This is a genomic window from Rhodanobacter panaciterrae (genome assembly GCF_014651895.1).
GTDB lineage: Bacteria > Pseudomonadota > Gammaproteobacteria > Xanthomonadales > Rhodanobacteraceae > Rhodanobacter > Rhodanobacter panaciterrae.
In genome coordinates this window covers 1927274-1951408 of sequence record NZ_BMXT01000001.1, presented here as the reverse complement: position 1 = coordinate 1951408, position 24135 = coordinate 1927274, and the positions used below count along the sequence as shown (strand labels likewise).

24 protein-coding genes and 1 tRNA gene are annotated in these 24135 nt (G+C 63.7%); 19 read left to right on the top strand and 6 right to left on the bottom strand.

Annotated elements, in window-relative coordinates; genetic code table 11:
• Positions 1–128: 128 nt before the first annotated feature.
• The 8 genes from rpmI to IE071_RS09065 all read left to right on the top strand — a co-directional run bounded on the left by rpmI (position 129) and on the right by IE071_RS09065 (position 5872).
• Positions 129–326 carry a 50S ribosomal protein L35 gene (gene rpmI / locus IE071_RS09100; protein ID WP_072757646.1) on the top strand — a complete coding sequence of 66 codons (198 nt, stop codon included), beginning with the start codon at positions 129–131 and terminating at the stop codon, positions 324–326.
• Positions 327–342: 16 nt separating this feature from the next.
• Positions 343–702 (top strand): 50S ribosomal protein L20, encoded by a 360-nt coding sequence (gene rplT, locus IE071_RS09095; protein ID WP_072757645.1) that lies wholly within the window; start codon positions 343–345, stop codon positions 700–702.
• Positions 703–811: 109 nt separating this feature from the next.
• Positions 812–1807 carry a phenylalanine--tRNA ligase subunit alpha gene (gene pheS / locus IE071_RS09090; RefSeq protein ID WP_189440759.1) on the top strand — a complete coding sequence of 332 codons (996 nt, stop codon included), beginning with the start codon at positions 812–814 and terminating at the stop codon, positions 1805–1807.
• Between the two features lie 37 nt (positions 1808–1844).
• Positions 1845–4223, top strand: a complete 2379-nt coding sequence (pheT, locus tag IE071_RS09085) for a phenylalanine--tRNA ligase subunit beta (RefSeq protein ID WP_189440758.1) — start codon at positions 1845–1847, stop codon at positions 4221–4223.
• A gap of 1 nt (position 4224) precedes the next feature.
• A complete protein-coding gene (ihfA, locus tag IE071_RS09080) occupies positions 4225–4524 on the top strand; it encodes an integration host factor subunit alpha (protein ID WP_007804491.1) in 300 nt (99 codons plus the stop codon).
• On the top strand, positions 4505–4861 hold the full coding sequence (locus tag IE071_RS09075) for a MerR family transcriptional regulator (RefSeq protein ID WP_056386704.1): 357 nt from the start codon (positions 4505–4507) through the stop codon (positions 4859–4861). The genes ihfA and IE071_RS09075 overlap by 20 nt, the downstream gene beginning before the upstream one ends.
• Before the next feature lie 69 nt (positions 4862–4930).
• Positions 4931–5007: transfer RNA gene (locus tag IE071_RS09070), tRNA-Pro, on the top strand.
• Positions 5008–5122: 115 nt separating this feature from the next.
• The gene (locus tag IE071_RS09065) at positions 5123–5872 is read left to right on the top strand and encodes a hypothetical protein (RefSeq protein WP_189440757.1); all 750 of its coding nucleotides are present in this window, start codon (positions 5123–5125) and stop codon (positions 5870–5872) included.
• Positions 5873–5917: 45 nt separating this feature from the next.
• Here IE071_RS09065 and serA read toward each other — a convergent pair whose 3' ends face one another.
• Positions 5918–7150, bottom strand: coding sequence for a phosphoglycerate dehydrogenase (serA, locus tag IE071_RS09060; RefSeq protein ID WP_189440756.1), 1233 nt, complete (start codon positions 7148–7150; stop codon positions 5918–5920).
• Between the two features lie 120 nt (positions 7151–7270).
• On the opposite strand from serA, the gene IE071_RS09055 reads away from it, so the two are divergent.
• Both IE071_RS09055 and pip read left to right on the top strand, forming a co-directional pair.
• A complete protein-coding gene (locus IE071_RS09055) occupies positions 7271–8662 on the top strand; it encodes an FAD-binding oxidoreductase (protein WP_189440755.1) in 1392 nt (463 codons plus the stop codon).
• Between the two features lie 62 nt (positions 8663–8724).
• The gene (pip, locus tag IE071_RS09050; protein WP_189440754.1) at positions 8725–9681 is read left to right on the top strand and encodes a prolyl aminopeptidase; all 957 of its coding nucleotides are present in this window, start codon (positions 8725–8727) and stop codon (positions 9679–9681) included.
• A gap of 40 nt (positions 9682–9721) precedes the next feature.
• On the opposite strand, the gene upp is transcribed toward pip, so the two are convergent.
• The 3 genes from upp to IE071_RS09035 form a co-directional block, all read right to left on the bottom strand.
• Positions 9722–10366, bottom strand: coding sequence for a uracil phosphoribosyltransferase (upp, locus tag IE071_RS09045; protein ID WP_189440753.1), 645 nt, complete (start codon positions 10364–10366; stop codon positions 9722–9724).
• 108 nt (positions 10367–10474) lie between these two features.
• Positions 10475–10861: a PsiF family protein gene (locus IE071_RS09040; RefSeq protein ID WP_189440752.1), complete on the bottom strand. Its 387-nt coding sequence runs from the start codon at positions 10859–10861 to the stop codon at positions 10475–10477.
• Positions 10862–11050: 189 nt separating this feature from the next.
• Positions 11051–12547, bottom strand: a complete 1497-nt coding sequence (locus tag IE071_RS09035) for an aminotransferase class III-fold pyridoxal phosphate-dependent enzyme (RefSeq protein ID WP_189440751.1) — start codon at positions 12545–12547, stop codon at positions 11051–11053.
• 289 nt (positions 12548–12836) lie between these two features.
• On the opposite strand from IE071_RS09035, the gene IE071_RS09030 reads away from it, so the two are divergent.
• From IE071_RS09030 to secF, 9 genes are all read left to right on the top strand, one after another.
• On the top strand, positions 12837–13766 hold the full coding sequence (locus IE071_RS09030) for an ABC transporter ATP-binding protein (RefSeq protein WP_189440750.1): 930 nt from the start codon (positions 12837–12839) through the stop codon (positions 13764–13766).
• 1 nt (position 13767) lies between these two features.
• The gene (locus IE071_RS09025; protein ID WP_189440749.1) at positions 13768–14556 is read left to right on the top strand and encodes an ABC transporter permease; all 789 of its coding nucleotides are present in this window, start codon (positions 13768–13770) and stop codon (positions 14554–14556) included.
• A 44-nt stretch (positions 14557–14600) separates the two neighbouring features.
• A complete protein-coding gene (locus IE071_RS09020) occupies positions 14601–15830 on the top strand; it encodes a sensor histidine kinase (protein ID WP_189440748.1) in 1230 nt (409 codons plus the stop codon).
• A 75-nt stretch (positions 15831–15905) separates the two neighbouring features.
• Positions 15906–16508 (top strand): response regulator transcription factor, encoded by a 603-nt coding sequence (locus tag IE071_RS09015; protein WP_189440747.1) that lies wholly within the window; start codon positions 15906–15908, stop codon positions 16506–16508.
• 33 nt (positions 16509–16541) lie between these two features.
• Positions 16542–17606, top strand: coding sequence for a tRNA preQ1(34) S-adenosylmethionine ribosyltransferase-isomerase QueA (gene queA, locus IE071_RS09010; protein WP_189440746.1), 1065 nt, complete (start codon positions 16542–16544; stop codon positions 17604–17606).
• A gap of 26 nt (positions 17607–17632) precedes the next feature.
• Positions 17633–18760, top strand: a complete 1128-nt coding sequence (tgt, locus tag IE071_RS09005; protein ID WP_189440745.1) for a tRNA guanosine(34) transglycosylase Tgt — start codon at positions 17633–17635, stop codon at positions 18758–18760.
• A 209-nt stretch (positions 18761–18969) separates the two neighbouring features.
• The gene (gene yajC / locus IE071_RS09000) at positions 18970–19305 is read left to right on the top strand and encodes a preprotein translocase subunit YajC (RefSeq protein ID WP_189440744.1); all 336 of its coding nucleotides are present in this window, start codon (positions 18970–18972) and stop codon (positions 19303–19305) included.
• 103 nt (positions 19306–19408) lie between these two features.
• Positions 19409–21292, top strand: coding sequence for a protein translocase subunit SecD (secD, locus tag IE071_RS08995; protein ID WP_189440743.1), 1884 nt, complete (start codon positions 19409–19411; stop codon positions 21290–21292).
• A gap of 9 nt (positions 21293–21301) precedes the next feature.
• Positions 21302–22264: a protein translocase subunit SecF gene (gene secF, locus IE071_RS08990; protein WP_189440742.1), complete on the top strand. Its 963-nt coding sequence runs from the start codon at positions 21302–21304 to the stop codon at positions 22262–22264.
• Between the two features lie 70 nt (positions 22265–22334).
• Here secF and murU read toward each other — a convergent pair whose 3' ends face one another.
• Complete coding sequence (gene murU / locus IE071_RS08985) at positions 22335–23039, bottom strand: N-acetylmuramate alpha-1-phosphate uridylyltransferase MurU (RefSeq protein ID WP_189440741.1); 705 nt, start codon at positions 23037–23039, stop codon at positions 22335–22337.
• A complete protein-coding gene (locus IE071_RS08980; protein ID WP_189440740.1) occupies positions 23036–24049 on the bottom strand; it encodes an aminoglycoside phosphotransferase family protein in 1014 nt (337 codons plus the stop codon). The genes murU and IE071_RS08980 overlap by 4 nt, the downstream gene beginning before the upstream one ends.
• Between the last annotated feature and the right edge of the window lie 86 nt (positions 24050–24135).

Here is a 24135-nt window from a genome sequence, read left to right as displayed (position 1 = left end):
GGTCGTGAACCGATCATGGCAGGACGGAAAGCGTGGTCCAGACTCAATCGAGAATGGGATCACCGCCAGATCAGTCAGAAACCGGGGCCGCCTTACTTGCAGGCGTGTCCCATACAAGGAGCATTCCCATGCCCAAGATCAAGACCAACCGGGCGGCGGCGAAGCGTTTTCGCAAGACCGCATCGGGCAAAATCAAGTGCGGTCACGCATTCAAGTCGCACATTCTGACCAAGAAGTCGACCAAGATGAAGCGTGGCCTGCGTGCCAAGAACCACCTCAAGGCGTGTGACACCCCCGGTGTAGCGCGCATGTTGCCGTACTTGTAAGACGAGGAGATAAACCATGGCTCGTGTAAAGCGTGGCGTTACCGCCCGTCGTCGTCACAAGAAAGTTATCGGTCGTGCCAAGGGCTATTACAACGCCCGCCGCAAGGTCTTCCGCGTTGCCAACCAGGCCGTCATCAAGGCTGGTCAGTACGCCTACATCGGCCGCAAGCAGCGCAAGCGTCAGTTCCGCGCCTTGTGGATCGTCCGTATCAACGCCGCTGCGCGCATGTTCGGCCTGTCCTACAGCCGCCTGATCAATGGTCTGAGCAAGGCTGGTATCACCGTTGATCGCAAGGTCCTCGCTGATATCGCCGTGCACGACATCAAGGCGTTTGAGGTGATCGCCGAGAAAGCGAAGGCCAGTCTGGCCGCTTGATCGTCGGACGCTCCTGCGTCAGCACGATATGATGTAAAGCAAGCGGGGAGGAGGCCATGGTCTCCTCCCCGTTTTCGTTTCTGTGGATCCTCAAGCCGGAATCGCATCAATGGATGATCTGGACAGCCGCGCCGCGCAGGCGCAGGCCGAAATCGACAAGGTCGACACGCTGGAGGCGCTCGATGCGCTTCGCGTCGGCCTGCTGGGCAAGAGCGGCATTGTCACTGCCGCATTGAAGGCGCTCGGCGCGCTGGCGCCGGACGAGCGCAAGGCGCGTGGCGCCGAGGTGAATCGGGTCAAAGACCGCCTCGCCGATGCGCTGACCGCACGCAAGCAGGTACTGGAACAGGCCGAGCTGGATCGTCGTCTCGCTTCTGAAAAGCTCGACATCAGCCTGCCGGGACGCGATGGCGAACGTGGCGGCATCCATCCGATCACACGTGCGCTGGAGCGCATCTCCGCGATCTTCGCGCGGCTCGGTTACCAGCGAGCCGACGGCCCGGAGATCGAGGACGACTGGCACAACTTCGAGGCATTGAACTTCCCGCCACATCATCCGGCGCGTGCGATGCACGACACGTTCTACTTCGGTGACGGTCGGCTGCTGCGCACGCACACCTCGCCGGTGCAGATCCGCTCGATGAAGGGTCGGCAGCCGCCGATCCGTATCATCGCGCCGGGCAAGGTCTACCGCAGCGATTCGGATCAGACCCATTCGCCGATGTTCCACCAGATCGAAGGCCTGCTGGTCGACGAGACTTCCAGTTTCGCCGATCTCAAGGGCACGCTGTCCGAATTCATCCGCGCGTTCTTCGAGCGCGATTTCGAGATGCGTTTCCGCCCCAGCTATTTCCCCTTCACCGAACCCTCAGCCGAGGTGGATATCCGCTGGGATGCCGAGGACGGCAGCACGCGTTGGCTGGAGGTGCTGGGTTGCGGCATGGTGCATCCCACCGTGTTGGCGAACTGCGGCATCGATCCGGAGCGCTACACGGGTTTTGCCTTCGGCTTGGGCGTGGAGCGCTTTGCGATGTTGCGTTACGGCGTCTCCGATCTGCGCGCGTTCTTCGAGAACGATCTGCGCTTCCTCAAGCAGTTCGCCTGATTCCTTGTATTGAGCTGGGCCAGCAGGAAAAGACACGATGAAATTCTCCGAGAATTGGCTGCGCGAGCTGGTCGAGATCAAGGCCGATCGCGCCGCACTGGCCCATGCGCTGACCATGGCCGGGCTGGAAGTGGAAGAACTGACGGTGCTGGGCGAAGGCCTGGCCGGCGTGGTGGTGGCCGAGATCGTCGCTGCCGAGAAGCATCCCGAAGCCGATCGTCTGCAGGTGTGCAAGGTGGATGCGGGGCAGGGCGAGTTGCTGCAGATCGTCTGCGGAGCGCCGAATGCGCGCGTCGGCATCAAGGTGCCGTTGGCTACCGTCGGTGCGAACCTTCCCGGTGGTATCGCGATCAAGGCCGCCAAGCTGCGTGGCGTCGAATCGTTCGGCATGCTGTGTTCGGCCAAGGAACTTGGCATCGATGCCGATGCCTCCGGCCTGCTCGAACTGCCGTTGGATGCGCCGGTGGGGCAGTCGCTGGCCGATTACCTGGGCCTGCCCGATGCCAGCATCGAATTGAAGCTCACGCCGAATCGTCCGGATTGCCTGGGCTTGGTCGGTCTCGCGCATGACGTCGCTGCACTGTTTGGCAGTGCGGTGAAGGTACCTGCACAGGGTGTTGCTCCGGTGACGGGCGACGCGAAACGCGGCATCCGGCTGGAAGCCGGCAAGGACGCACCACGTTACCTTGGCCGCATTGTCGAAGGCATCGATCCAGCCGCGCATACCCCGCTGTGGCTGACCGAGCGCCTGCGTCGTTCTGGCCTGCGCCCGATCAGCGCGGTGGTCGACATCACCAACTACGTGATGCTGGAGCTGGGCCAGCCGCTGCATGCGTTCGACAACGACAAGCTCGAGGGCGACATCGTGGTGCGTCATGCGCGTGTTGCCGAACCGCTGAAGCTGCTCGATGGTTATGAGGCAAAACTCGACCAGGGCTTTGTGCTGATTGCCGACGAACACAAGGCGCTCGCTGTGGCCGGCGTGATGGGTGGTTTCGATTCGCGCGTCACCGACGCCACCCGCAACATCTTCCTGGAAGCCGCGCACTTCGCACCGGCGGCGATCATGGGGCGTGCGCGCAAGCTCGGCATGCATACCGATGCCTCGCACCGCTTTGAGCGTGGCGTCGATCCTGAATTGCCGCGCCGCGCGCTGGAACGCGCTACCGAGCTGTTGCTGTCGATTGCCGGTGGCCATGCCGGCCCGGTACTGGTCGCCGAAAACCTGGCTGACCTGCCGAAGCCGGCGACCGTGGTGTTGCGCCGTACGCGCCTCAAGCGCGTGCTGGGCGTGGACGTGGCCGATGCCGAAGTGGCACGCATTTTCACCGCGCTGGGCATGCGGGTCGAGGCGCTTGCCGAGGGTTGGCAGATCACCGCGCCTAGCAGCCGTTTCGACATCGAGCGCGAAGAAGACCTCATCGAAGAAGTGGCGCGCATCTTCGGCTACGACAACATTCCCACGCATTCGCCGGCCGGCGCGCTGGCGCTGGCGATCGAGCCGGAAGCGCGCATCAACGAGTTGGCGCTGCGTGAGCAGCTGGCAGCACGGGGCTACTACGAGGCAGTGAACCTGTCCTTCGTGCCTGCCGAGCTGCTGGCACGCTGGGATTTCACCGAACGACTGGTGCCGCTGGCCAATCCGTTGTCCGCGGATCTGGCGATCATGCGCCCGTCGTTGCTGCCAGGTCTGATCGAGGCGTTGCGGCATAACCGTGCGCGCCAACAGGAGCGCGTGCGCCTGTTCGAGGTGGCCCGGGTATTTGCGGCGGGCGATCCGCCCGTGGAGACCCCGAGCCTGGCGATCGTCGCCTGCGGCAACGCGCGCGGCGAGCAATGGGGCGAGCCGTCCCGTCAGCTGGACTTCCATGACCTCAAGGGCGATCTGGATGCCCTGATCGCCTGGGGCGGCGAGCCGCAGCGCTGGTCGGTGCACGCCGATGGCCTGCCCGGCTGGTTGCACCCGGGCCGTGGCGCACGGGTGGCACGCGACGGTGAAACCGTCGGTTATCTCGGTGCGCTGCATCCACAACTGGCCAAGGCGCTGGATCTGGGTGCCGACGTGCACGTGCTGGAATTGGCGCTGGAACCACTGCTGGCGCGCCGCCTGCCGCTGGCACAGCCGGTTCCGCGATTTCCTGCGGTGCGCCGGGACATCGCGATGGATCTGCCGGAAGAGATCAGCTGGTCACAGATTGAACAGGCCGTTCGCGGCAGTCTCGGTACGCGGCTGCAGGAACTGCGGTTGTTCGACCGCTACAGCGGCAAAGGGGTCGAAGCAGGCCGAAAAAGTCTCGCTATGGGCTTGATTTTACAGGACGCTTCACGCACCCTTACTGACGACGACGCGGATCGCTGCGTGCGCGAAGCGGTAGCTGCGTTGGAGCAAACATGCAAGGCAAAGTTGCGAGGATGAGATGGCGCTGACCAAGGCGGAAATGGCCGAGCGGCTTTTCCTCGATGTAGGCCTCAACAAGCGTGAGGCGAAGGAATTCGTGGACGCCTATTTCGAGGTCGTTCGCGGAGCACTGGAAAACGGCGAGCAGGTGAAGTTGTCCGGTTTCGGCAATTTCGATCTGCGGCTGAAGAACCAGCGACCGGGACGCAACCCGAAAACCGGTGAGGAGATTCCGATCTCCGCACGCCGCGTGGTGACGTTCCGACCGGGACAGAAACTCAAGGTAAGAGTCGAGGGCTATGCTGGATCAAGGGAATAACACCGAACTGCCTGCCATTCCGGCCAAACGCTACTTCACCATCGGTGAGGTGGGCGAGTTGTGCGGTGTGAAGCCCCATGTGCTGCGTTACTGGGAACAGGAGTTTCCCGCGCTCAATCCGGTCAAGCGTCGCGGCAATCGTCGCTACTACCAGCGCCACGATGTGTTGATGATCCGCCAGATCCGCTCGTTGCTGTACGACGAGGGTTTCACCATCACCGGCGCGCGTGCGCGACTGGAAGGCCCGCAGGCGCGAATGGAGGCGAGCATCTCGCACCAGATCGTGCGTCAGGTGCGGATGGAGCTGGAAGAAGTACTGACTCTGCTGCGCCGCTGATACGCATACACGTCAGTGGCTTCCGGCATGACCCGGTGAGCTGTTAGACTAGTCGTCTTGCCGAACAGTCGGGGCGTAGCGCAGCCTGGTAGCGCATCTGCCTGGGGGGCAGAGGGTCGTCGGTTCAAATCCGGCCGCCCCGACCAATTCGCAAGAGTCACGTGACGGCGCCTGAGGGCGCCGTTGTCGTTTGTGCACACGCGACGCCGCAGGTTACGGCGCGCTAGGCTGTCTCCGGATTCCCACCCGGAGGTGTTGCGTATGCCGTCGAACTGCTGTCACCCGGATGCACCCCACATCAAGCTGAAGGCGCCCGACTGGTATGTGTCGGCGTTGATGCTGGATCGTGCGCTGGACGCGATCCTGCGCCGGGTCAAGAACCTCGATCGTGAGCATGACATCCCCTACCTCGCCGGTTACAGCCAGGACGGCAAGACGATTTACATCGATCGCCATCTGCCGAAGAGCTTTACCTTCCGTGGCCGCACCATCGAAGTGGATCGCTTCCTGATCCTGCACGAGGAAGTGGAGAAAACCCTGATCGATCAGCTCGGTTTGCACTATCTGCATGCCCATCAGATCGCCACCCGTGCTGAAGAGGCGGCAGTGAACGCCGAGCGCATCACCTGGAAGGCGTATGACCGCTTCATGCAGAAGTATGTGAAATCGATCGGTGACGAGCGATTGAGCAAGGTTCCGGCGGATCTCGATCTCAAGCCGTACCGCGACTATCACGATTACGACTTGATGCAGCAGATGCTGCAGCACATCGACCGCGCGCCCGCTACCAGCGCGAAGCTGCGCGATGAGTTGAAAGCTTATGCCTCGGCGTTTCGCGAGGAGCATCGGGTGGAGCGTCGTGCTTCCGGCAAGGCAGCGGCCAAGAGCAAGGCGGCTGCGACCGGTGGACGTGGTGCTAGTCGTGAAGTAGGGACGCTGCCGGCGAAGAAGCCGGCAGTCGGCAAGAAACTGGCAAGCGGGCGGGGCAAGGTCCGTACATCGGCAACCTGATTGTTGCGGCGGCCTGCGCGTTCGCATGGGCTGCCGCCATCCGGATCAATACAGCACACGGCTGCGCAAGGTACCGGGAATCGCCGCGAGTTGCTCCTTCAACACGGTGGCCTGCGCGGCATCGGCGGTGACATCGATCACCACGTAGCCGACTTCGCTGTCGGTCTGCAGGAACTGGGCGTCGATGTTGATGTTGCCGGCCGAGAACAGTTCATTGACGCGTGACAGCATGCCCGGCACGTTGCGGTGGATGTGCAGCAGCCGGCGGCTGTTGGGATGTTCGGGCAGGGTGACTTCGGGGAAATTCACCGCCGACAGGGTCGAGCCGTTGTCGCTGTAGCGGATCAGCTTGCTGGCGACCTCGATGCCGATATTGTCCTGCGCCTCCAGCGTGCTGCCGCCGATGTGCGGCGTGAGGATCACGTTGTCCATGCCGATCAGCGGCGAGACGAAGGCATCGTCGTTGCCCTTCGGTTCGACCGGGAAGACATCCACAGCAGCGCCGGCCAGATGACCCTCGCGCAGTGCGGTGGCCAGCGCGTCGATATCCACCACGCTGCCGCGCGAGGCATTGATCAACATCGCGCCGGCACGCATCTTCGCCAGCTGTTCGCGCCGGATCATCAGTTGCGTGGCGGGCGTTTCCGGCACGTGCAGGGTGACCACGTCGGCGCGTTCCAGCAGTTCGTCGAGACTGGACACCGCGCGCGCATTGCCCAGCGACAGCTTGGTTTCGATGTCGTGGAAGATCACCCGCATGCCCAGACTCTCGGCGAGCACGCCGACCTGGGTGCCGATGTGGCCGTAACCGACGATGCCAAGCACCTTGTCGCGCGTCTCGTAGCTGCCGTCGGCGGACTTGGTCCAGCCGCCGCGATGGCATAGCGCGTTCTTCTGCGGGATACCGCGGAGCAGCATGATCGCCTCAGCGATCACCAGCTCGGCCACGCTGCGCGTGTTGGAGTAAGGCGCGTTGAACACCGGCACGCCAAGTTTTCTCGCGGCAGTCAGGTCGACCTGATTGGTGCCGATGCAAAAGCAGCCCACCGCAATGAGCCGCTTGGCGTGTGCCAGCACATCCTCGCTGAGTTGTGTGCGCGAGCGGATGCCGACGATGTGCGCGTCGGCGATGCGTGCCTTCAGTTCGGCATCCGGCAGTGATTTCGCATGCAGCTCGACCTGGCTGTAGCCGGCGCGCTTGAAGTTCTCGACCGCGCTGGCACTGACGCCCTCCAGTAGCAACACCTTGATGTCTTGGCGAGGGTAGGAGGTTTGCATGCGTCGGCCCGGGCAGGAAGGAGTCCCTACTATGCCAGAGCTGGAGACGATTTGCGGCGCTGCAACACTGGACGCGCGGCGATGCGGCTGGCAGGCTGTGGGAATACTCCGGAGCCCAGCATGTCCGACCCTCGTCTAGCCGAATTGTCCCATCGACTGCCCGATCTGCGCCTGCTCACCGCAGCGGGTGATCTGGAACATTACGGCCGTGACTGGACCCGTCGCTGGACACCGGCGCCTCTGGCGATCGCGTTGCCGACGAGCGCCGACGAGGTGCAGACGATCGTGCGCTGGGCCAACGAACAGCAGGTCTCAATCGTCCCGTCCGGCGGCCGCACCGGTTTGTCCGGCGGGGCAGTGGCAGCCAACGGCGAGTTGGTGCTGAGCCTGGAGCGGATGAACCGCGTGCTGGACTTCGATGCGGTCGATCGCACGCTTACCGTGCAGGCGGGCATCATCCTGCAGACCGTGCATGAAGCCGCTCGCAGCCATGGCCTGATCTATCCGGTCGATTTCGCCGCCCGTGGTTCGTGCTCGATCGGCGGCAATATCGCCACCAATGCCGGCGGCATCCGGGTGATCCGCTACGGCAATACGCGCGAGTGGATCGTCGGATTGAAAGTGGTGGCTGGCAACGGCGAGCTGCTTGAGCTCAATCGTGGTCTGATCAAGAACTCCAGCGGCTACGATTTCCGTCAGCTGATGATCGGCGCGGAAGGCACGCTGGGCATCGTGGTGGAAGCCACCTTGAAGCTCACCGACCCACCGCCGCCGTCGCAGGTGATGTTGCTGGCGTTGCTGGACATGGATGCGTTGATGCAGGTGTTCGCACTGTTTCGCGCGCGCCTGACGCTGCAGGCATTCGAGTTCTTTACCGATCGCGCGCTTGAGCATGTACTGGCGCATGGCGCACAGCGCGCCATCGACGGTGACTATCCGTACTACGTGGTGGCCGAGTTCGATGCGGCTGACGAAGCGGCGCAGGATGCCGCGCTGGCGGCGTTCGAGCATGCGCTGGAGCAGGGCTGGGTCAGCGATGGCGTGATCGCACAGAGCGAGGCGCAGGCGGCCGCGTTGTGGCGGCTGCGCGAAGGCATTACCGAAAGCCTGGCATCGCAGCGGCCGTACAAGAACGATGTGTCGGTGCGGATCAGCGCGGTGCCGGCGTTCCTGCATGAGATGCAGGCGCTGCTTGCGCGCGAGTACCCGCAGATCGAGGTGATCTGGTTCGGCCATATCGGCGACGGCAACCTGCACATCAACGTGCTGCGGCCGGATGATCTGGCCGAGGAAACTTTCATTGCCCAGTGCGAGCACGTCACCAAGCTGCTGGCGGCAACCCTGCAGCGTCATGGCGGAAGCATCTCGGCCGAGCATGGCATCGGACTGGTCAAGCGGGACTATCTGGAAAGCACCCGCAGTGCGGCGGAAATCGCGCTGATGCGGGGGGTGCGCAAGGTGTTCGATCCGAACGGCATCCTCAATCCGGGCAAGCTGTTCGCGGACGACTGAGGGCCTCCAAACGAGGCCCATGTTAATCTACGCGGCTTGTCCGTTCGTGTTGAGGAACCGCCATGTCACCTCCGCTGCGTTCGCTGTACCCCGAGATCGAGCCCTTCGACAGCGGCATGCTTAAAGTCTCCGGGCTGCACACGCTGTACTACGAGCAGAGTGGCAATCCGAACGGCAAACCGGTGGTGTTTTTGCACGGTGGCCCGGGTGGCGGCACCAATCCGAAGTGCCGGCGTTTCTTCGATCCGGCGATCTACCGCATTGTGCTGTTCGACCAGCGCGGTTGTGGCAAGTCCACCCCGCATGCCGAGCTGACCGACAACACCACCTGGGACCTGGTCGCCGACATCGAGCGTCTGCGCGGGCATCTGGCGATCGACCGCTGGCAGGTATTCGGCGGTTCGTGGGGTTCCACCTTGGCGCTGGCGTATGCGCAGACGCATCCGGACAAGGTGACCGAACTGGTGTTGCGCGGCATCTTCATGCTGCGTCGCTGGGAGCTGGAGTGGTTCTACCAGAAGGGTTGCGACGCGCTGTACCCGGACGCGTGGGAGACCTATCTCAACGCGATTCCCGAAGTCGAGCGCGGCGACCTGATGAGCGCCTATCATCGTCGCCTGATCAGCACTGATCCGAAAACACGCACCGATGCGGCCCGCGCCTGGTCGGTATGGGAGGGCGCCACCAGCTTCCTGTGGCAGGACAAGTCGCACATCGAGTCCAGCGCCGAGGACGAGTTCGCGCTGGCCTTCGCGCGCATCGAATGCCACTACTTCGTCAACGGCGGCTTCTTCGAGCACGACGACCAGCTGCTGCGCAACGTCGACCGCATCCGCAACATTCCCACAGTGATCGTGCAGGGCCGCTACGACGTGGTCTGCCCGCTGCGCAGTGCGTGGGACCTGCATCGTGCCTGGCCCGAAGCCGACCTGCGCATCGTGCAAGATGCCGGCCATTCCGCGTTCGAGCCGGGTAACATGCATGAGTTGCTGGAAGCGACTGACCGATTCGGTCGCTGAATCCATGGTCGCTTTGCCGGGCAAGTCCGGCGACTGACGTTCAGTCGGTTGCTGGCAACTGCTTGGTGCCGAAGATCTTGTCGCCGGCGTCGCCAAGGCCGGGCAAGATGTAACCGTGCTCATTCAGGCGCTCATCGATCGAAGCGGTGTAGATCTCGATATCCGGATGCGCGGCCTCGATGCGCTTGAGGCCTTCCGGCGCGGCGACCAGGAACAGTCCCTTGATGCGCTTGCAGCCGGCGGCCTTCAGCATGTCGACGGCGGCGATCAGGGTGCCGGCGGTGGCCAGCATCGGGTCGACGATCAGCGCGATGCGTTCGTCCATGCGGCCGCTGAGCTTCTCGTAATAGGCGATCGGTTGCAGCGTGTGCTCGTCGCGTTGCACGCCAACCACGCTGACCTTGGCCGACGGGATCATGTCGAGTACGCCCGGCAGCATGCCAAGGCCCGCGCGCAGGATCGGCACGATGGTGATTTTCTTGCCCTTGATCCGCTGCACCTGCAGCGGGCCGGCCCAGCCGTGGATCTGTTCCGCGACGGTTTCCAGATCCTTGGTGGCTTCGTAGGTGAGCAGCGCGGCGACCTCGGAGGCCAGCTCGCGGAATTCCTTGGTGCTGATGCCGGCACGGCGCATCAGGCCGAGCTTGTGCTGGATCAGCGGATGACGGACTTCGACGATCTTCATGAGTGACTGTCTTCAACGATGGCGCAGTGCGCGCGACAGTCAAGGAGCTTAGCGAAGCAGCCCTGCACACGCACGCATGAGCATGCCTGCGTGTGCAGGGCCCGAGTATTACGGCGTGGCGGCAGCTGCCGCCCCACCCTTCAGACAGCTGCTCATGAACGCCTTGTGCGCCGCGCCGGTGGGCGCCTTGAGCTTGGCGTCAGCATTGCAGCTCTTCATTTTTTCCTGCTGGGTCTGCTTGGCGGTCATTGGTGCGGCTGCGGCGGGTGTTGCCGCGGTCGTGCTGCCACCCTTCATGCAGGTGCTTACTGCGCTCTTGTAGTCGGCCCCTTTTTTGCCCTTCGCGGCACTGCTGCAATCAGACATGCGCTGCTGCGACGAGCTGAGCGTCTTGGCGGCAGGAGCGGCAGTGCCGGCCTGCGGTGCCGCTGCGAAGGCGGCGCCGGCAAAGGCGAAAGCGGTGCTGATGGCAAGCAGGCGTAGTGACATCGACATGGTGGAGTCCTCCCTAGGTGACCGGCAGCTGCCGGCGACGCAAGTCTATGCTGGCTGACGATTGCGGTGGTAGATCACCAGATATTCAGTGCACGCCGCATTCATCTACGACAACACAGCCTGACTGCATTGCCGCAGATATGTCCTGAGCAAAGCATTTACTCAGGCAGGAGGGGGCGGGGCGGCTGATCAGGCCGCCTCGGCCTTGGCCTTGCGCGGACCTTCCAGCAGCGCCTTGCGCACATGTGCCACGACCAGATCGATTTCGGCGCTGGTGACGTTGAAGTGCGGGGTGAAGCGCAGCGAGTTGACGCCGCCGTGGATCACGCCGACGCCGTGCTCGCGCATGTATTCCTCGGTGGAGCCGGCGCCGTAGCACTTGTACTCCGGGGCCAGCTCACAGGAGAACAGCAGGCCGGTGCCCTGCACCTTGGTGATCAGGCCGCCCAGCTCGTTCTTCAGCGCGCTGAGCTTGTCGACGAATTCCTTGCCGCGCTCGCGGATGTTGTTGCGCACATCGTCGGTCAGCTCACCCAGCGTGGCCAGCGCCACGTCCAGCGCGCGCGGGTTCGCAGTCATGGTGTTGCCGTAGATGCCCTTGCGATACAAGCCGGCAGTACGCTCGGTAACGGCCAGCACCGACAGCGGATACTGGCCGGCGTTGAGCGCCTTGGAGAAGGTCTCCATGTCCGGCGCCGGCAGCTTCTCGAAGCCTGGATAGTCGGTGATCGAGAGTACGCCGTGCGCGCGCAGGCCGGCCTGGATCGAGTCGATCAGCAGCAGGGTGCCGTGAGCCTCGGTCAGCGCGCGCGCGGTCTTGTAGAACTCCGGTGTCACCGCACGACCGGGGTCGCCTTCGCCCATCACTGGCTCCAGGAACATCGCCTCGATGAACCAGCCGTGCTTGTCGGCGTCGGCGAATGCCGCTTCCAGCTGCGCGATGTCATACGGCGCAACGGTGATCACGCTGTCTTCGTGGCGGTAGCTGGCCAGGTGCTGTTGGTAGGTTTTGCGGCTGGAATCGGAGTACAGCGCCGGCTTGTCGGTGCGGCCGTGGAACGCGCCCTTCACCGCCAGTCGTTTGATCGTGCGGCCGGCATAGCGGCCACCGGCATCGGTCATCAGCTTGGCATTGACGTCGGCGATGCGGCAAGCCAGCGAGACCGATTCGGAACCGGAGTTCAGGCACATGTAATTCGTATACGGGCTGCCGCCACGGTTGCGGCCGAGCTCCTTGTTGAGCGCGGCCGTGAAGCGCAGCTGCGACACGCTGGGCGCCATCACGTTGGCCATCACCTGCGGGCGGCTCAGCGCTTCGAGGATCGCCGGGTCGTTGTGGCCGAAACCGAGCATGCCGTAGCCGCCGTTGTCGTGCACCACGGCGCCTTTCAGCGTGACGATCCACGGACCACGCGCGGCGGCGGGCAGGTACGGGCTGATCGCGTCGTCCGGGTAGAAATTGACAAAGCCGGCTTGCACCTGAGCGAGTTGCTCCGCTTCGTCCAGCTTCAGGAAATCGGCCAGATCGGCACGCAACTCGTGATGGCGCGCCACCGCGGCGGCAATCGCCTGGCCCAGCATGGGGTCGTTCGCTGCCATGCGCTCGATGCTGGCATCGTCCAGACCGGTGGTCCGCGGCTTGCCGCCGAATTCGCGCAGTTCGCGCAGCTGGTTGATCACACCCATGATGAATCCTCCGTAGCTCCGCCAGTCGGCATGCAGTGCCGGAGGCGGACATTAGTAAATGCGTGGCGGGAAACGCAGCCAAGGCGCTTCCTCAATGTTTTCAGGCGTTTCGTGCCGCCATTTCAGTGGCTTACGGGCGGCTTTATCCCTCACAGGATACCTTGCAGCGCCGGCTGCCGTAACCCCGTGCCCCGGCCGCGGGTGACGGCTGTCACCCCCGATGACTGACGCCGGCGACTGCCTGCGAGGTCCGGTCGGGCGGAGGATGGGCGGCACTGGAGGACTACCCATGCCACATGCTCATGATCCGATTGCCCGCCTCGGCGGTGCCGTCAAACGCTACGGCCAGCTCACCGCGCTCGACGGTGCCGATCTGCAGTTGCAGCGCGGCGAACTGCTGGCCCTGCTTGGCCCCAACGGCGCCGGCAAGACCACCGCGATTGCCCTGCTGCTGGGGTTGATCCGTGCCGATGCCGGCACGGTCGAACTGTTCGGCCAGGATCCGCAGCGGATCGAAGCGCGCCGGCGCATCGGCGTGATGCTGCAGAACGCCGAGCTGCCGCCGACGCTGCGGGTGGGCGAACTGCTGCGGCTGACCGCCAGTTATTACCCGACTCCGCGCACCCTGGAAGAAACCGCCGAACTGGCTGGCGTCAGCGATCTGCTCAAGCGCCCCTATGCGAAACTCTCCGGCGGCCAGCAGCGGCGCGTGCAATTCGCGCTGGCATTGTGCGGCCGGCCCGAACTGCTGTTCCTGGACGAGCCGACCGTGGGCATGGATATCGAGGCGCGGCAGAAACTGTGGGCGGCGATCCGCCAGCTGCTCGCCGAGGGCTGTTCGGTGCTGCTGACTACGCATTATCTGGAAGAGGCCGAGGCACTGGCCGATCGCGTCTGTGTGATGACGCACGGCCGGATGATCCATGAAGGCACGGTCGAAGAGCTGCGTGCGCGGGTGGCACTCAAGCGCATCCGCTGCCTGAGTGCGTTGTCGATCGACACGGTGCGCAGCTGGCCCGAGGTCAACGACGTGCGTCGGGAAAACGAACGCCTGCACATCACCACGGCCGAGGCTGAAGTCGTGGTGCGCCGCCTGCTCGCCGCCGACCTGCACCTGCGCGAACTGGAAGTGCAGCGCGCCGGCTTGGCCGAGGCATTCACCGAACTCACCCGCGATGCCGACGAGGCAGCGGACACCGACCAGCGCGAGGCTGCCTGAAATGGAAACCGTCATGTCTGTCAACGAATCGACCGCACCCGTGATGCCGCGCAGCCGCGTCATCGGCGCCTATCTGGAAGAAGCGCGCAGCGAGTGCCTGCGCTATATGCGCGCGCCGGGTTTCATGCTGCCGATCATGCTGTTCCCGGCAATGTTCTACCTGCTGTTCGGCGTGCTGATGGCGAAGTCGAATGGTGCCGATGCGGCGCGCTACCTGCTGGCCAGCTACGGCGTGTTCGGCGTGATGAGTCCGGGCCTGTTCGGCTTCGGCGTATCGCTGGCGCTGGAGCGTGACGGCGGCCTGCTGACGTTCAAGCGCGCGCTGCCGATGCCGCCGGGTGCCTATCTGCTGGGCAAGATGCTGATGGCGATGGTGGCGGCTGGGGTGGTTATTCTGCTGCTGCTGACCATGGCGGTAACGCTGGGGCACGTAGCGTTGAGTCCGCTGCAGGCCGGCGCGTTGCTGCTCACCGGCATGCTCGGCGTGCTGCCGTTCTGCGCGCTGGGCATGTTTGTTGGCACCTTGATCAAGGGGCAGGGTGCGCCCGGCATGTTGCAACTGATCTATCTGCCGATGTCGTTCATGTCCGGCCTGTGGTTTCCGCTGCCGATGCTGCCGAAGTTCCTGCAGCAGATCGCACCGATCTGGCCGAGCTATCACCTCGACATGGTGGCGATGGCTGCCGTCGGCCTCAACAAGGAGGCGATCCTGACGCATGTGCTGGTGCTGCTCGCCTTTGCCATCGGCTTTCTGCTGCTGGCGGCGCGACGCCTGCGGCGGAACGGTTGAAGTAGCATGTCGTCCAGCCTGAGTCGCCCGCGGAAAGCCCTGCCATGATTCCAGCCTTCATTGCCCGATGGTTCACGCCGGCGCCGGATTCCGCGGCGGCCGACGACCTTCGCCGTGGCAAATCGCCATGGGCCGACAGCGTGCACTTGCTGTGGTCGTTGTGGATCTTCATCACGCCACTGTTCGATCGCGGCCTGCATGGCTACACCCTGACATGGCTGCTGTGCACGCTGGGCTCGTATCCGGTGTTTCTGCTGCTGTTCGCCATGACGCAGCTGGCTTCGCGACGGACGGCGTATCTCTACGCATGGGGCATGGCGATACTGTGTTTCAGCTTGCTGCCCTGGTATTACAGCGGCCTCAGTTATTACGTGTACGCCTGCGTGATGCTGAGTCATTGCGACAGGCGACACTTCCGCAGGTATGTGGCCCAGGTGTTGCTGATCAACGCCATCTTCGTGGCATTGGCCTGGCGGATCGGCTACCCGCCGTCGCTGCTGGTGATCATGCCGGTCACGATCTTCGTCATCTGCACCATTGTCATGGTCGAACAGATCCACAAGGAAAAGGATGCCGCCCTCAGTCTTTCGCACGACGAGGTGCGTCGGCTCGCCGCCACGGCGGAGCGCGAACGGATCGGCCGCGATCTGCACGATTTGCTCGGCCATACCTTGTCGCTGATCACGCTCAAGCTCGAACTCTCGCGCAAGCTGTTCGACCGCGATGTCGACGCTGCCCGACGCGAGGTCGAGGAAGCGGAAAAGGTGGCACGCCATGCGTTGGCCGAAGTGCGCAGCGCGGTTACCGGTATCCGCGCCACCGATCTCGCTGCCGAGCTGGCCTCGGCGCGACTGCTGCTGGAATCCTCGCGGGTGCATCTGGATTACGGCGCGCTGCCCGCCGACCTGCCGGGCGACGTCGAGCGTGGCCTGTCACTGATATTGCGCGAGGCAGTGACCAATATTGCGCGCCATGCCGATGCCAGCCAGGCCCGGATCGAGATGACGCGCGAGCGGGCCAGTGTCTGCATGCAGATCAGCGACAATGGTCGTGGCGGCATCGAGATTGACGGCAATGGCCTGTGCGGCATGCGCGAGCGGGTGCGTTCGCTCGGCGGTACGCTGAGCTTCGAATCGCCGCGTGGTCAGGGATCGCGTCTGCGGGTGGTGGTGCCGCTGCCGCTCATGCGACTGGTTGAAACATCCCGAGCATCGCTGGATCCGGTACCTGCCGAGCCGTTGACGCACACGATTCCGGGTCAACCTGTCGCGTGAGGCTCATCGCGCGCCCATGTCCGCACAAGTCATGACACCATCCTTTCGCCGCTGTGGACACCAGGAAGCCATCACATGATCCGAGTTCTTTTGGCCGAAGATCAGGCGATGGTGCGTGGCGCACTGTCGGCATTGCTGAATCTGGAATCGGACATCGAGGTACTCGGATCGGCCGCCGATGGCGAGGCCGCGTGGCGCGAGTTGCAGCGACTGAAGCCCGACGTGCTGGTTACGGACATCGAGATGCCTGGCCTCACCGGACTGGAGCTGGCCCAGCGCATTCAGCGCCAGGAGCTGCCGATCAAGGTGGTCATCGTCACCACCTTCGCACGGCCTGGTTTCCTGCGTCGCGCACTGGATGCGGGCGTATCCGGTTATCTGCTGAAGGACGCGCCCGCCGAGAATCTGGCTGAGGCCTTGCGTACCGTGCACCGCGGCGGACGCGCGATCGATCCGCAGCTGGCACTGGAAGCATGGTCCGAAGCCGATCCGCTGAACGATCGCGAGCGCCAGGTCTTGCGGTTGGCTGGCGAAGGCCAGTCAGCCGGCGACATCGCCACGCAATTGAATCTGTCGCATGGCACCGTGCGCAATTACCTGTCCGAGGCGATCGGCAAACTCGGTGTCGCCAATCGCATCGAGGCGTATCGGCTGGCGCGGCAGAAGGGCTGGCTGTAGGTCGTCGCGCAAGGGTTGGCTCAGTGCGGGATAATGTCCCGTTTTCACCTGCGGGCCCTGTTTCCCTTGAAGAAGTCCGATTTCGATTTTGAACTGCCGCCCGAGCTGATCGCGCAGGCGCCGCTGGCCGAGCGTTCGGCCAGCCGGATGCTGCTGCTGGATGTGTCGGCGCAGTCGCGGCAGGACCGCATGTTCCGCGAGCTGCCGGACTTCCTGCGGCCGGGCGACCTGCTGGTGTTCAACGACACCCGTGTGTTGCCGGCGCGGTTGTACGGACGCAAGGAAAGCGGCGGCGCGGTGGAGATCCTGATCGAGCGGGTCACCGGTGCGCATGAAGCGACCGTGCAGCTCGGTGTCAGCAAGAAGCCGAAGGAAGGCGGCCGGATCGAACTGGCCGACGGCACTCATGCGGTGGTGCTGGGCCGCGACGAAGGGTTCTTCCGGCTGCACTTCGAGGCGCCCGAGCCGCTGGAAAAGCTGTTGCTCAAGCTCGGCGAGATGCCGCTGCCGCCTTACATCGAGCGACATGCCGACGCCAGCGACTTGGAGCGCTACCAGACCGTATTCGCACGTGAGCCTGGCGCGGTGGCTGCGCCCACTGCAGGTCTGCATTTCGACGAGACGATGCTGGCGACGCTGCGCGAGCGCGGTGTCGAGTTCGGCTACATCACGCTGCATGTCGGCGCCGGCACGTTTCAGCCGGTGCGGGCGGACGATCTGAAGGATCATCAGATGCATCGCGAGTGGCTCAACGTCGGTGCCCATCTGATCGGCCAGATTCGTCGCACGCGCGCCAACGGTGGTCGTGTCATCGCGGTGGGCACCACGGTAGTGCGCGCGCTGGAAAGCGCCAGCAAGGACGGCGAGCTGCATCCGTTCGCCGGCGAGACGCAGATCTTCATCTTCCCCGGTTACCGCTTCAGCAGCATCGACGGCCTGCTGACCAACTTCCATCTGCCGCAGTCGACCTTGCTGATGCTGGTGTCGGCACTGGCCGGGCGTGAGTTCATGCTGGATGCGTATCGGCATGCGGTCGAGCAGGGTTACCGGTTTTTCTCGTATGGCGACGCGATGTTGATCCTGCCGCAGGGCAGCTGAGCGGTGCCAGCGGTTAAACTGGGCGGATGACTGCCATGAATTTCGATCTCTTCGCCACCGACGGCGCGGCCCGCCGCGGTCGTTTGACCTTTGCCCGCGGCACGGTGGAAACGCCGGCGTTCATGCCGGTGGGCACGTATGGCTCGGTCAAGGCGATGACGCCGCGCGATGTCACCGAGATCGGTGCCGAGATCATTCTCGGCAATACGTTTCACCTGTTCCTGCGTCCGGGGCTGGAAATCGTCGAGAAGTTTGGCGGTCTGCACAAGTTCATCGGCTGGGACAAGCCGATCCTTACAGATTCAGGTGGCTTCCAGGTGTTCTCGCTGGCGCACAAGCGCAAGATCACCGAGGAGGGCGTGACGTTCGCTTCGCCGGTCGATGGTTCGAAGGTGTTCCTGTCGCCGGAAGTGTCGATGCAGATCCAGACCACGCTGGATTCGGACATCGCGATGATCTTCGACGAATGCACGCCGTACCCGGCGACCGAGAAGGTGGCCAGCGATTCGATGGAGCTCTCGTTGCGCTGGGCCGAGCGTTCGCGCCGGGCGTTCGATGATCTGAAGAACCCCAATGCGCTGTTCGGCATCGTGCAGGGCAGCGTGTACGAGAATTTGCGTCAGCGCTCCGCGGCGGGGCTGGTGAACATCGGCTTCGATGGCTATGCGATCGGCGGTCTGGCCGTCGGCGAGCCGGAGGCCGAGCGCAACCACGCGCTGGATTTCACCGTGCCGCTGCTGCCGGTCGACAAGCCGCGCTACCTGATGGGTGTGGGCCGGCCGGAAGACATCGTCGAGGCGGTGCGCCGCGGTATCGACATGTTCGACTGCGTGATGCCGACGCGCAACGCGCGCAACGGTTTCCTGTTCACCGCCGAAGGCACGCTGCGTATCCGCAACGCGAAGTTCGCCACCGATACGCGGGTGATCGAGGAAGGCTGTGACTGCTACGCCTGCAGCAACGGCTTCAGCCGCGCCTACCTGCGTCACCTCGATCGCTGCAACGAGATCCTCGGCAGCCAGCTCGCCACCATCCACAACCTGCGCTATTACCAGCGCCTGATGGCCGGTCTGCGCGAGGCGATTGCCGGCCGCGCGCTGGAAGCCTTCATTGCCGGGTTCTATGCGCAAAGGCAGGGTGGGGTGGTCGCTTAACGCGCACGGCGTGGTGGCCGGCGCATTCCGCGTCATATCGCAGCCAGGCTTGCAACCGGCAGCCACTGCCCTCAGTAGTTAATCCGCAGCCTCGTCAGCGGCGCCATACGGTGTCGTGCACGGCTTGGGGGTGCATGGCATAATCAACGATCTTTTATCAGGCGTTCAGCTGAAATCCTTGGCTGCGCCATAACTTGCGAGACAAACTGATGAGTTTTCCGATCTCCCCCGTGCTCGCCCAGGCGGCACCGGCTGCCGGCGCCCAGGGTGGCGGCATGCAAATGATCATCATGATGGTGGTGCTGTTTGGCCTGATGTATTTCATGATGATTCGCCCGCAGATGAAGCGTCAGAAAGAGCATCGCGCGCTGATCTCCGGCCTGGCCAAGGGCGACGAAGTGGTCACCAACGGCGGCATCGCCGGGCGTGTGGAAGAAGTGGGCGAGACCTTCATCACGGTTGAGATCGCGGCCAACGTGAAGGTCAAGGTGCAGAAGGGTGCGGTTTCGCAGGTGCTGCCCAAGGGCTCGCTGAAGTCCGTCTGAGCGACGGCTTCGAGGCGCCGCCCGGCGGCTGCCTGTCACGCGATTATTCCTCGATTGTTGCTACCGCCGCGGGTTGTTGCCGCGGCTTTGATGGATTCAGGGCATGAGTGATTTTCCCCGCTGGAAGTACGCGCTGGTCGCGCTGGTGATGCTGTTCGGCGTCATCTACGCATTGCCGAATGCATTTCGCCCACTGCTGGCGGTGCAGGTCACTGCCAACCGCGACGCCCCGCCGATCGATCAGTCCCTGCAACAGAAAGTGCAGGCCGCGCTGACCAGCAAGAACATCGCTGCCAGTGCTGTGGCGGTGGAAGGTGATCATCTGCTGGCCACCTTTACCAATTCGGACGTGCAGAAGAGCGGCGCCGACGTGATCAAAGCGGCGCTGGGCGATGGCTACACGGTGGCGTTCAAGTTGCAGTCGAATGTACCCGCCTGGTTGCGCGCGATCGGTGCGCGTTCGATGCCGCTGGGCCTGGATCTGCAGGGCGGCGTGCACTTCCTGATGCAGGTCGATCAGAACGATGCGATCGACAAGCAGGAAAACAGCTACGCCGACGATATCCGCACCCTGCTGCGGCAGAAGAACATCCGTTACGAGTCGGTGACCCGCAACACCGTGCGTGAGCAGGGCATCGCGGTGATTCTGCGTTCCCCCGAGGACCGCTCCACCGCCGCCGACGCGATCGCCAACGAATACACCGATCTCAACGTGGCGAACGGTGCCAACACCGGCGATCGCTTCGTGCTGAATGTGGTGATCAAGCCGGAGAAGCTGCGCGAGCTGTCACGCAGTGCGATCACCCAGAACTTGGGCACGCTGCGCAACCGTATCAATGCGCTGGGCGTGTCCGAGCCGCTGATCCAGCAGCAGGGCGACAGCCGCATCGTGGTCGAGCTGGCCGGCGTGCAGGATCCGACCGAGGCGAAGAAACTGATCGGCGCGGTGGCTACGCTGCAATATCGCCCCGGTATCGGCCAGGCTGGTGACGCGCAGGCACAGGAAGCCGCGCGCACCGGCAGCATCCCGCCGGACGCCAACCTCTATCGCATGCGCGGCAGCAATCTGCCGGTGCTGGTGAGCAAGCAGATCATCGTGACCGGCAACCAGCTGGTGGATGCCTCGTCGGGCATCGACCAGCAGAGCGGCACGCCGAAGGTCGACGTCACCTTGAACGCCGCCGGCGCCAAGAAGATGGGCGACTTCACCAATGCCAATGTCGGCAAGCCGATGGCGGTGGTGTATGTGGAGCAGGTCTACGAGACCAAGGTCGTCGACGGCAAGGAAGTGCGCGTTCCGAAGGTCACCGAGACGGTGATCAACGATGCCTCGATCGCCAGCCCCTTCAGCAAACAGTTCCAGACCACCGGCCTGGGCAGCCCGAAGGAAGCCTCCGACCTGGCGCTGCTGCTCAAGGGCGGTGCACTGGCCGCACCGATGGATATCGTCGAGGAAGGCGTGATCGGCGCCAGCCTTGGTCAGGACAACATCGACAAGGGCTTCAAGGCGGTGATGCTGGGTCTGGCGCTGGTACTGCTGGCGGCGGCGGTCTACTACAAGCTGTTCGGCCTGGTCGCGGATATCGCGCTGTTCTTCAACCTGGTGATCCTGCTGGCGGTGATGTCGCTGATCGGCGTGACCCTGACCATGCCGGGTGTGGCCGGTATCGTGCTGACCCTCGGCATGGCGATCGACGCGAACGTGCTGATCTGCGAACGCGTGCGTGAGGAACTGCGCAACGGCTCGACGCCGCATGCGGCGATTCGTGCCGGTTACGAGAAGGCGTGGTCGACCATTCTGGACGCCAACGTCACCCACTTGATCGCCGCACTGGCGCTGACCACGATGGGTACCGGCGCGATCAAGGGCTTCGGCGTGACGCTGATGATCGGCATCCTGACCTCGCTGTTCACCTCGGTGACGCTGACTCACGCGTTCACCGCGCTGATCCACGGCCACCGCAAGCTCAAGACGCTGTCGGTCTAAGGAACCACCATGGAAATTTTCAATCACGACAGCAACATCCCGTTCCTTGGCATGCGCAAGTACAGCATCGCCATCGCCTTGTTCCTGATGATCGCCTCGATTGTGATGTTGGTGGTCAAGCCGCTGAACTACGCGCTGGATTTCACCGGCGGCGTCTCGATGGTGATGGACTACGATCAGTCGGTGGAAATCTCCGACGTGCGCGCGGCGTTGGAGAAGGGTGGTTTCGACCATGCCCTGGTGCAAAGCCTGGGCGGCACCCGCGAGGTGTCGATCCGCATGCAACCGAAGGATGACCAGAAGGCGGTCGACGCCAACGGCAAGGTCAACCTCGATCTGATTGCTTCGGATGTTCTCAAGACATTGCAAGTTTCGCGTCCGGACGCCAAGCTGAAGAGTCGCGAACTGGTTACCGCTGAAGTCGGTGCCGAGCTGAAGAGCGATGGCACTGTGGCGGCCGTGTTCGTGATCCTCGGCATCATGGCCTACCTGTGGATCCGCTTCGAACGCCGCTTCGCGATTGCCGCGGTAGCGACCGAAATCCACGACGTGCTGGTGACGCTGGGCATCCTGGCGCTGACCCAGCGCGAGTTCGACATGACCGTGCTGGCCTCGGTGCTGGCGGTGATCGGCTACTCGATCAACGACAAGGTGGTGGTGTTCGATCGTATCCGCGAGTTGTTCCGCCTGGCGCGCAAAGCCGAGCCGGAGGAGATCCTCAACCGCTCGATCAACAACACACTGTCGCGAACCATCATCACCTCGCTGTTCACGGCGATCACCATGGGTGCCCTGTATTTCTTCGGTGGTTCTGCCGTGCACGGCTTCGCCGTGACGATGCTGATCGGCATCGTGGTCGGCACGCTGTCGTCGATCTTCGTCGCCAGCCCGATCCTGTTGTGGCTGGGTGTGTCCAAGAAGGACCTGATGCCGGTGACCAAGGAAAATTCGGAACTCGCGCGGCGTCCGTAAGCGCACAGGTTCTGTCAAAAAAAACGGCCCGGTTTGTACCGGGCCGTTTTTCATTGGTGCGAGCGTCGCGTTATTCGCGCAGTTCGGATTCCAGCTGTGCCAGCCGCGCCGGTGTCCCGACGTCGGTCCATGCGCCGCGATGGTGCGAGCCATCGACCATTCCATGCGCGATCGCCGTTTCCAGTAGCGGCCGCAGCTTGAAGCGTGGCGGTTTCGCATCGGCGCCTGGCGCATCACCGACAGCCTCGAGCCAGCCATCCAGGAGCTCGCGGCGGAACACGCCGATGCCGCTGTAGGTGAGCTTGGGTTCACCATCGTCGTGCAGACGATTCTGTGCGTCCAGCCGGAAATCACCGTGCAGATGATGCACGGGGTTGTTCGCCATCAGCAGATGCGCGAGGCCTCGGGGCTCGGTGGGCAGCATGGCGAAATCCACGTCGCACCACACGTCGCCGCTCACCACGAGGAACGGTTCGGGGCCGAGCAATGGCATTGCGTTCAACATGCCGCCGCCGGTTTCCAGCGGCGTCGGGCCTTCGTAGGCATAGCGGATGCGCAGCCCCCAGCGCGAACCGTCGCCCAGCGTATCGGGAAACTGCTCGGCCAGATGCGAGGTGTTGATCACCACGTAATGCACGCCGGCCGCCGCGAGCTTTTCCAGGTGCCATACGATCAGCGACTGGCCAGCCACGGTCAGCAGCGGTTTGGGCGTGTGATCGGTCAGCGGACGCATGCGCTCGCCGAGGCCGGCGGCGAAGATCAGTGCATGTTTCATGCGGCCGCCACATGGGTCAGGTCGCGACCCTGCGTGTGACGCTCCAGCAGCGCAACGAAATCGGCCAGTTCGGGATAGCTCAGTGCCACCGAGATCACGTAGTGGTAGACGCGCGGCACGTCTGCGAGATAACCGGGCTTGCCGTCGCGATACCACAGCCGATAGAACTGGCCGAGCACGCGGATATGGCGATGCAGGCCGGTCAGGTCGAACCAGCGCAGAAAGTGTTTGCGGTTGATTTCGCTTCCAATCAGGCCGGCGCTGATCAGCCGTTGCCGATAGGATTCCACCCATGTCTCCACGCGTTCGCGCGGCCAGACGATGTAGGCATCGCGCAGCAACGAGGCCAGGTCGTAGGTGATCGGGCCGGCGAGGGCGCCCTGGAAGTCGATGATGCCCGGGCTGTTGTCGTCGACGATCAGCAGATTCCGGCTATGGAAATCACGGTGCACGAAGCAGCGCGGTTGCTCCAGCGCATTGCGAACGATCACGCCGAAGGCTGCTTCCAGCACGTCCCATTCACCGCAATCCGGGGTGTGACCCAGATGCCGGCCGAGAAACCATTCCGGCATGACTTCCAGTCCGCGAACCAGCACGTCATGGTCGAACGGTGGCAAGTCGCTGTAGTCCATTCGGGCCTGCATGCGCAACAACGCATCCATCGCATCGCCGTAGAGGGCATCCGCGCTGTCTTCGTTCAATGCCGGCAGGTACAGCCGCGTACCCAGGTCTTCGATCAGCAGGAAACCCTGTTCCAGGTCGTGCGCATACACGGCCGGTACATGCAGACCGGCTGCGGACAGTTGCGCACCGATCGCCAGCCACGGGTGTGGATCTTCCTGGGCCGGCGGCGAGTCCATCACGACCCAGCTGCGGCCCTGGTGCTGCGTGCGCCAGTAACTGCGGAAACTGGCATCGGCCGAGGCGGATGCCAGCGTCAGTGCGGGATCGCCGAGGATATGGCGGGTCCAGGCGAGGCGGGCGGCGGCGCGGTCGGTAATGCTGTCCATGAAATCGTTCGCTGACAAAACGCGAACAGCTTAGCAGGGCGCCGGGAAGCGCCCTGGCGGCTGCGGACATGGATCGCGCACCGCGC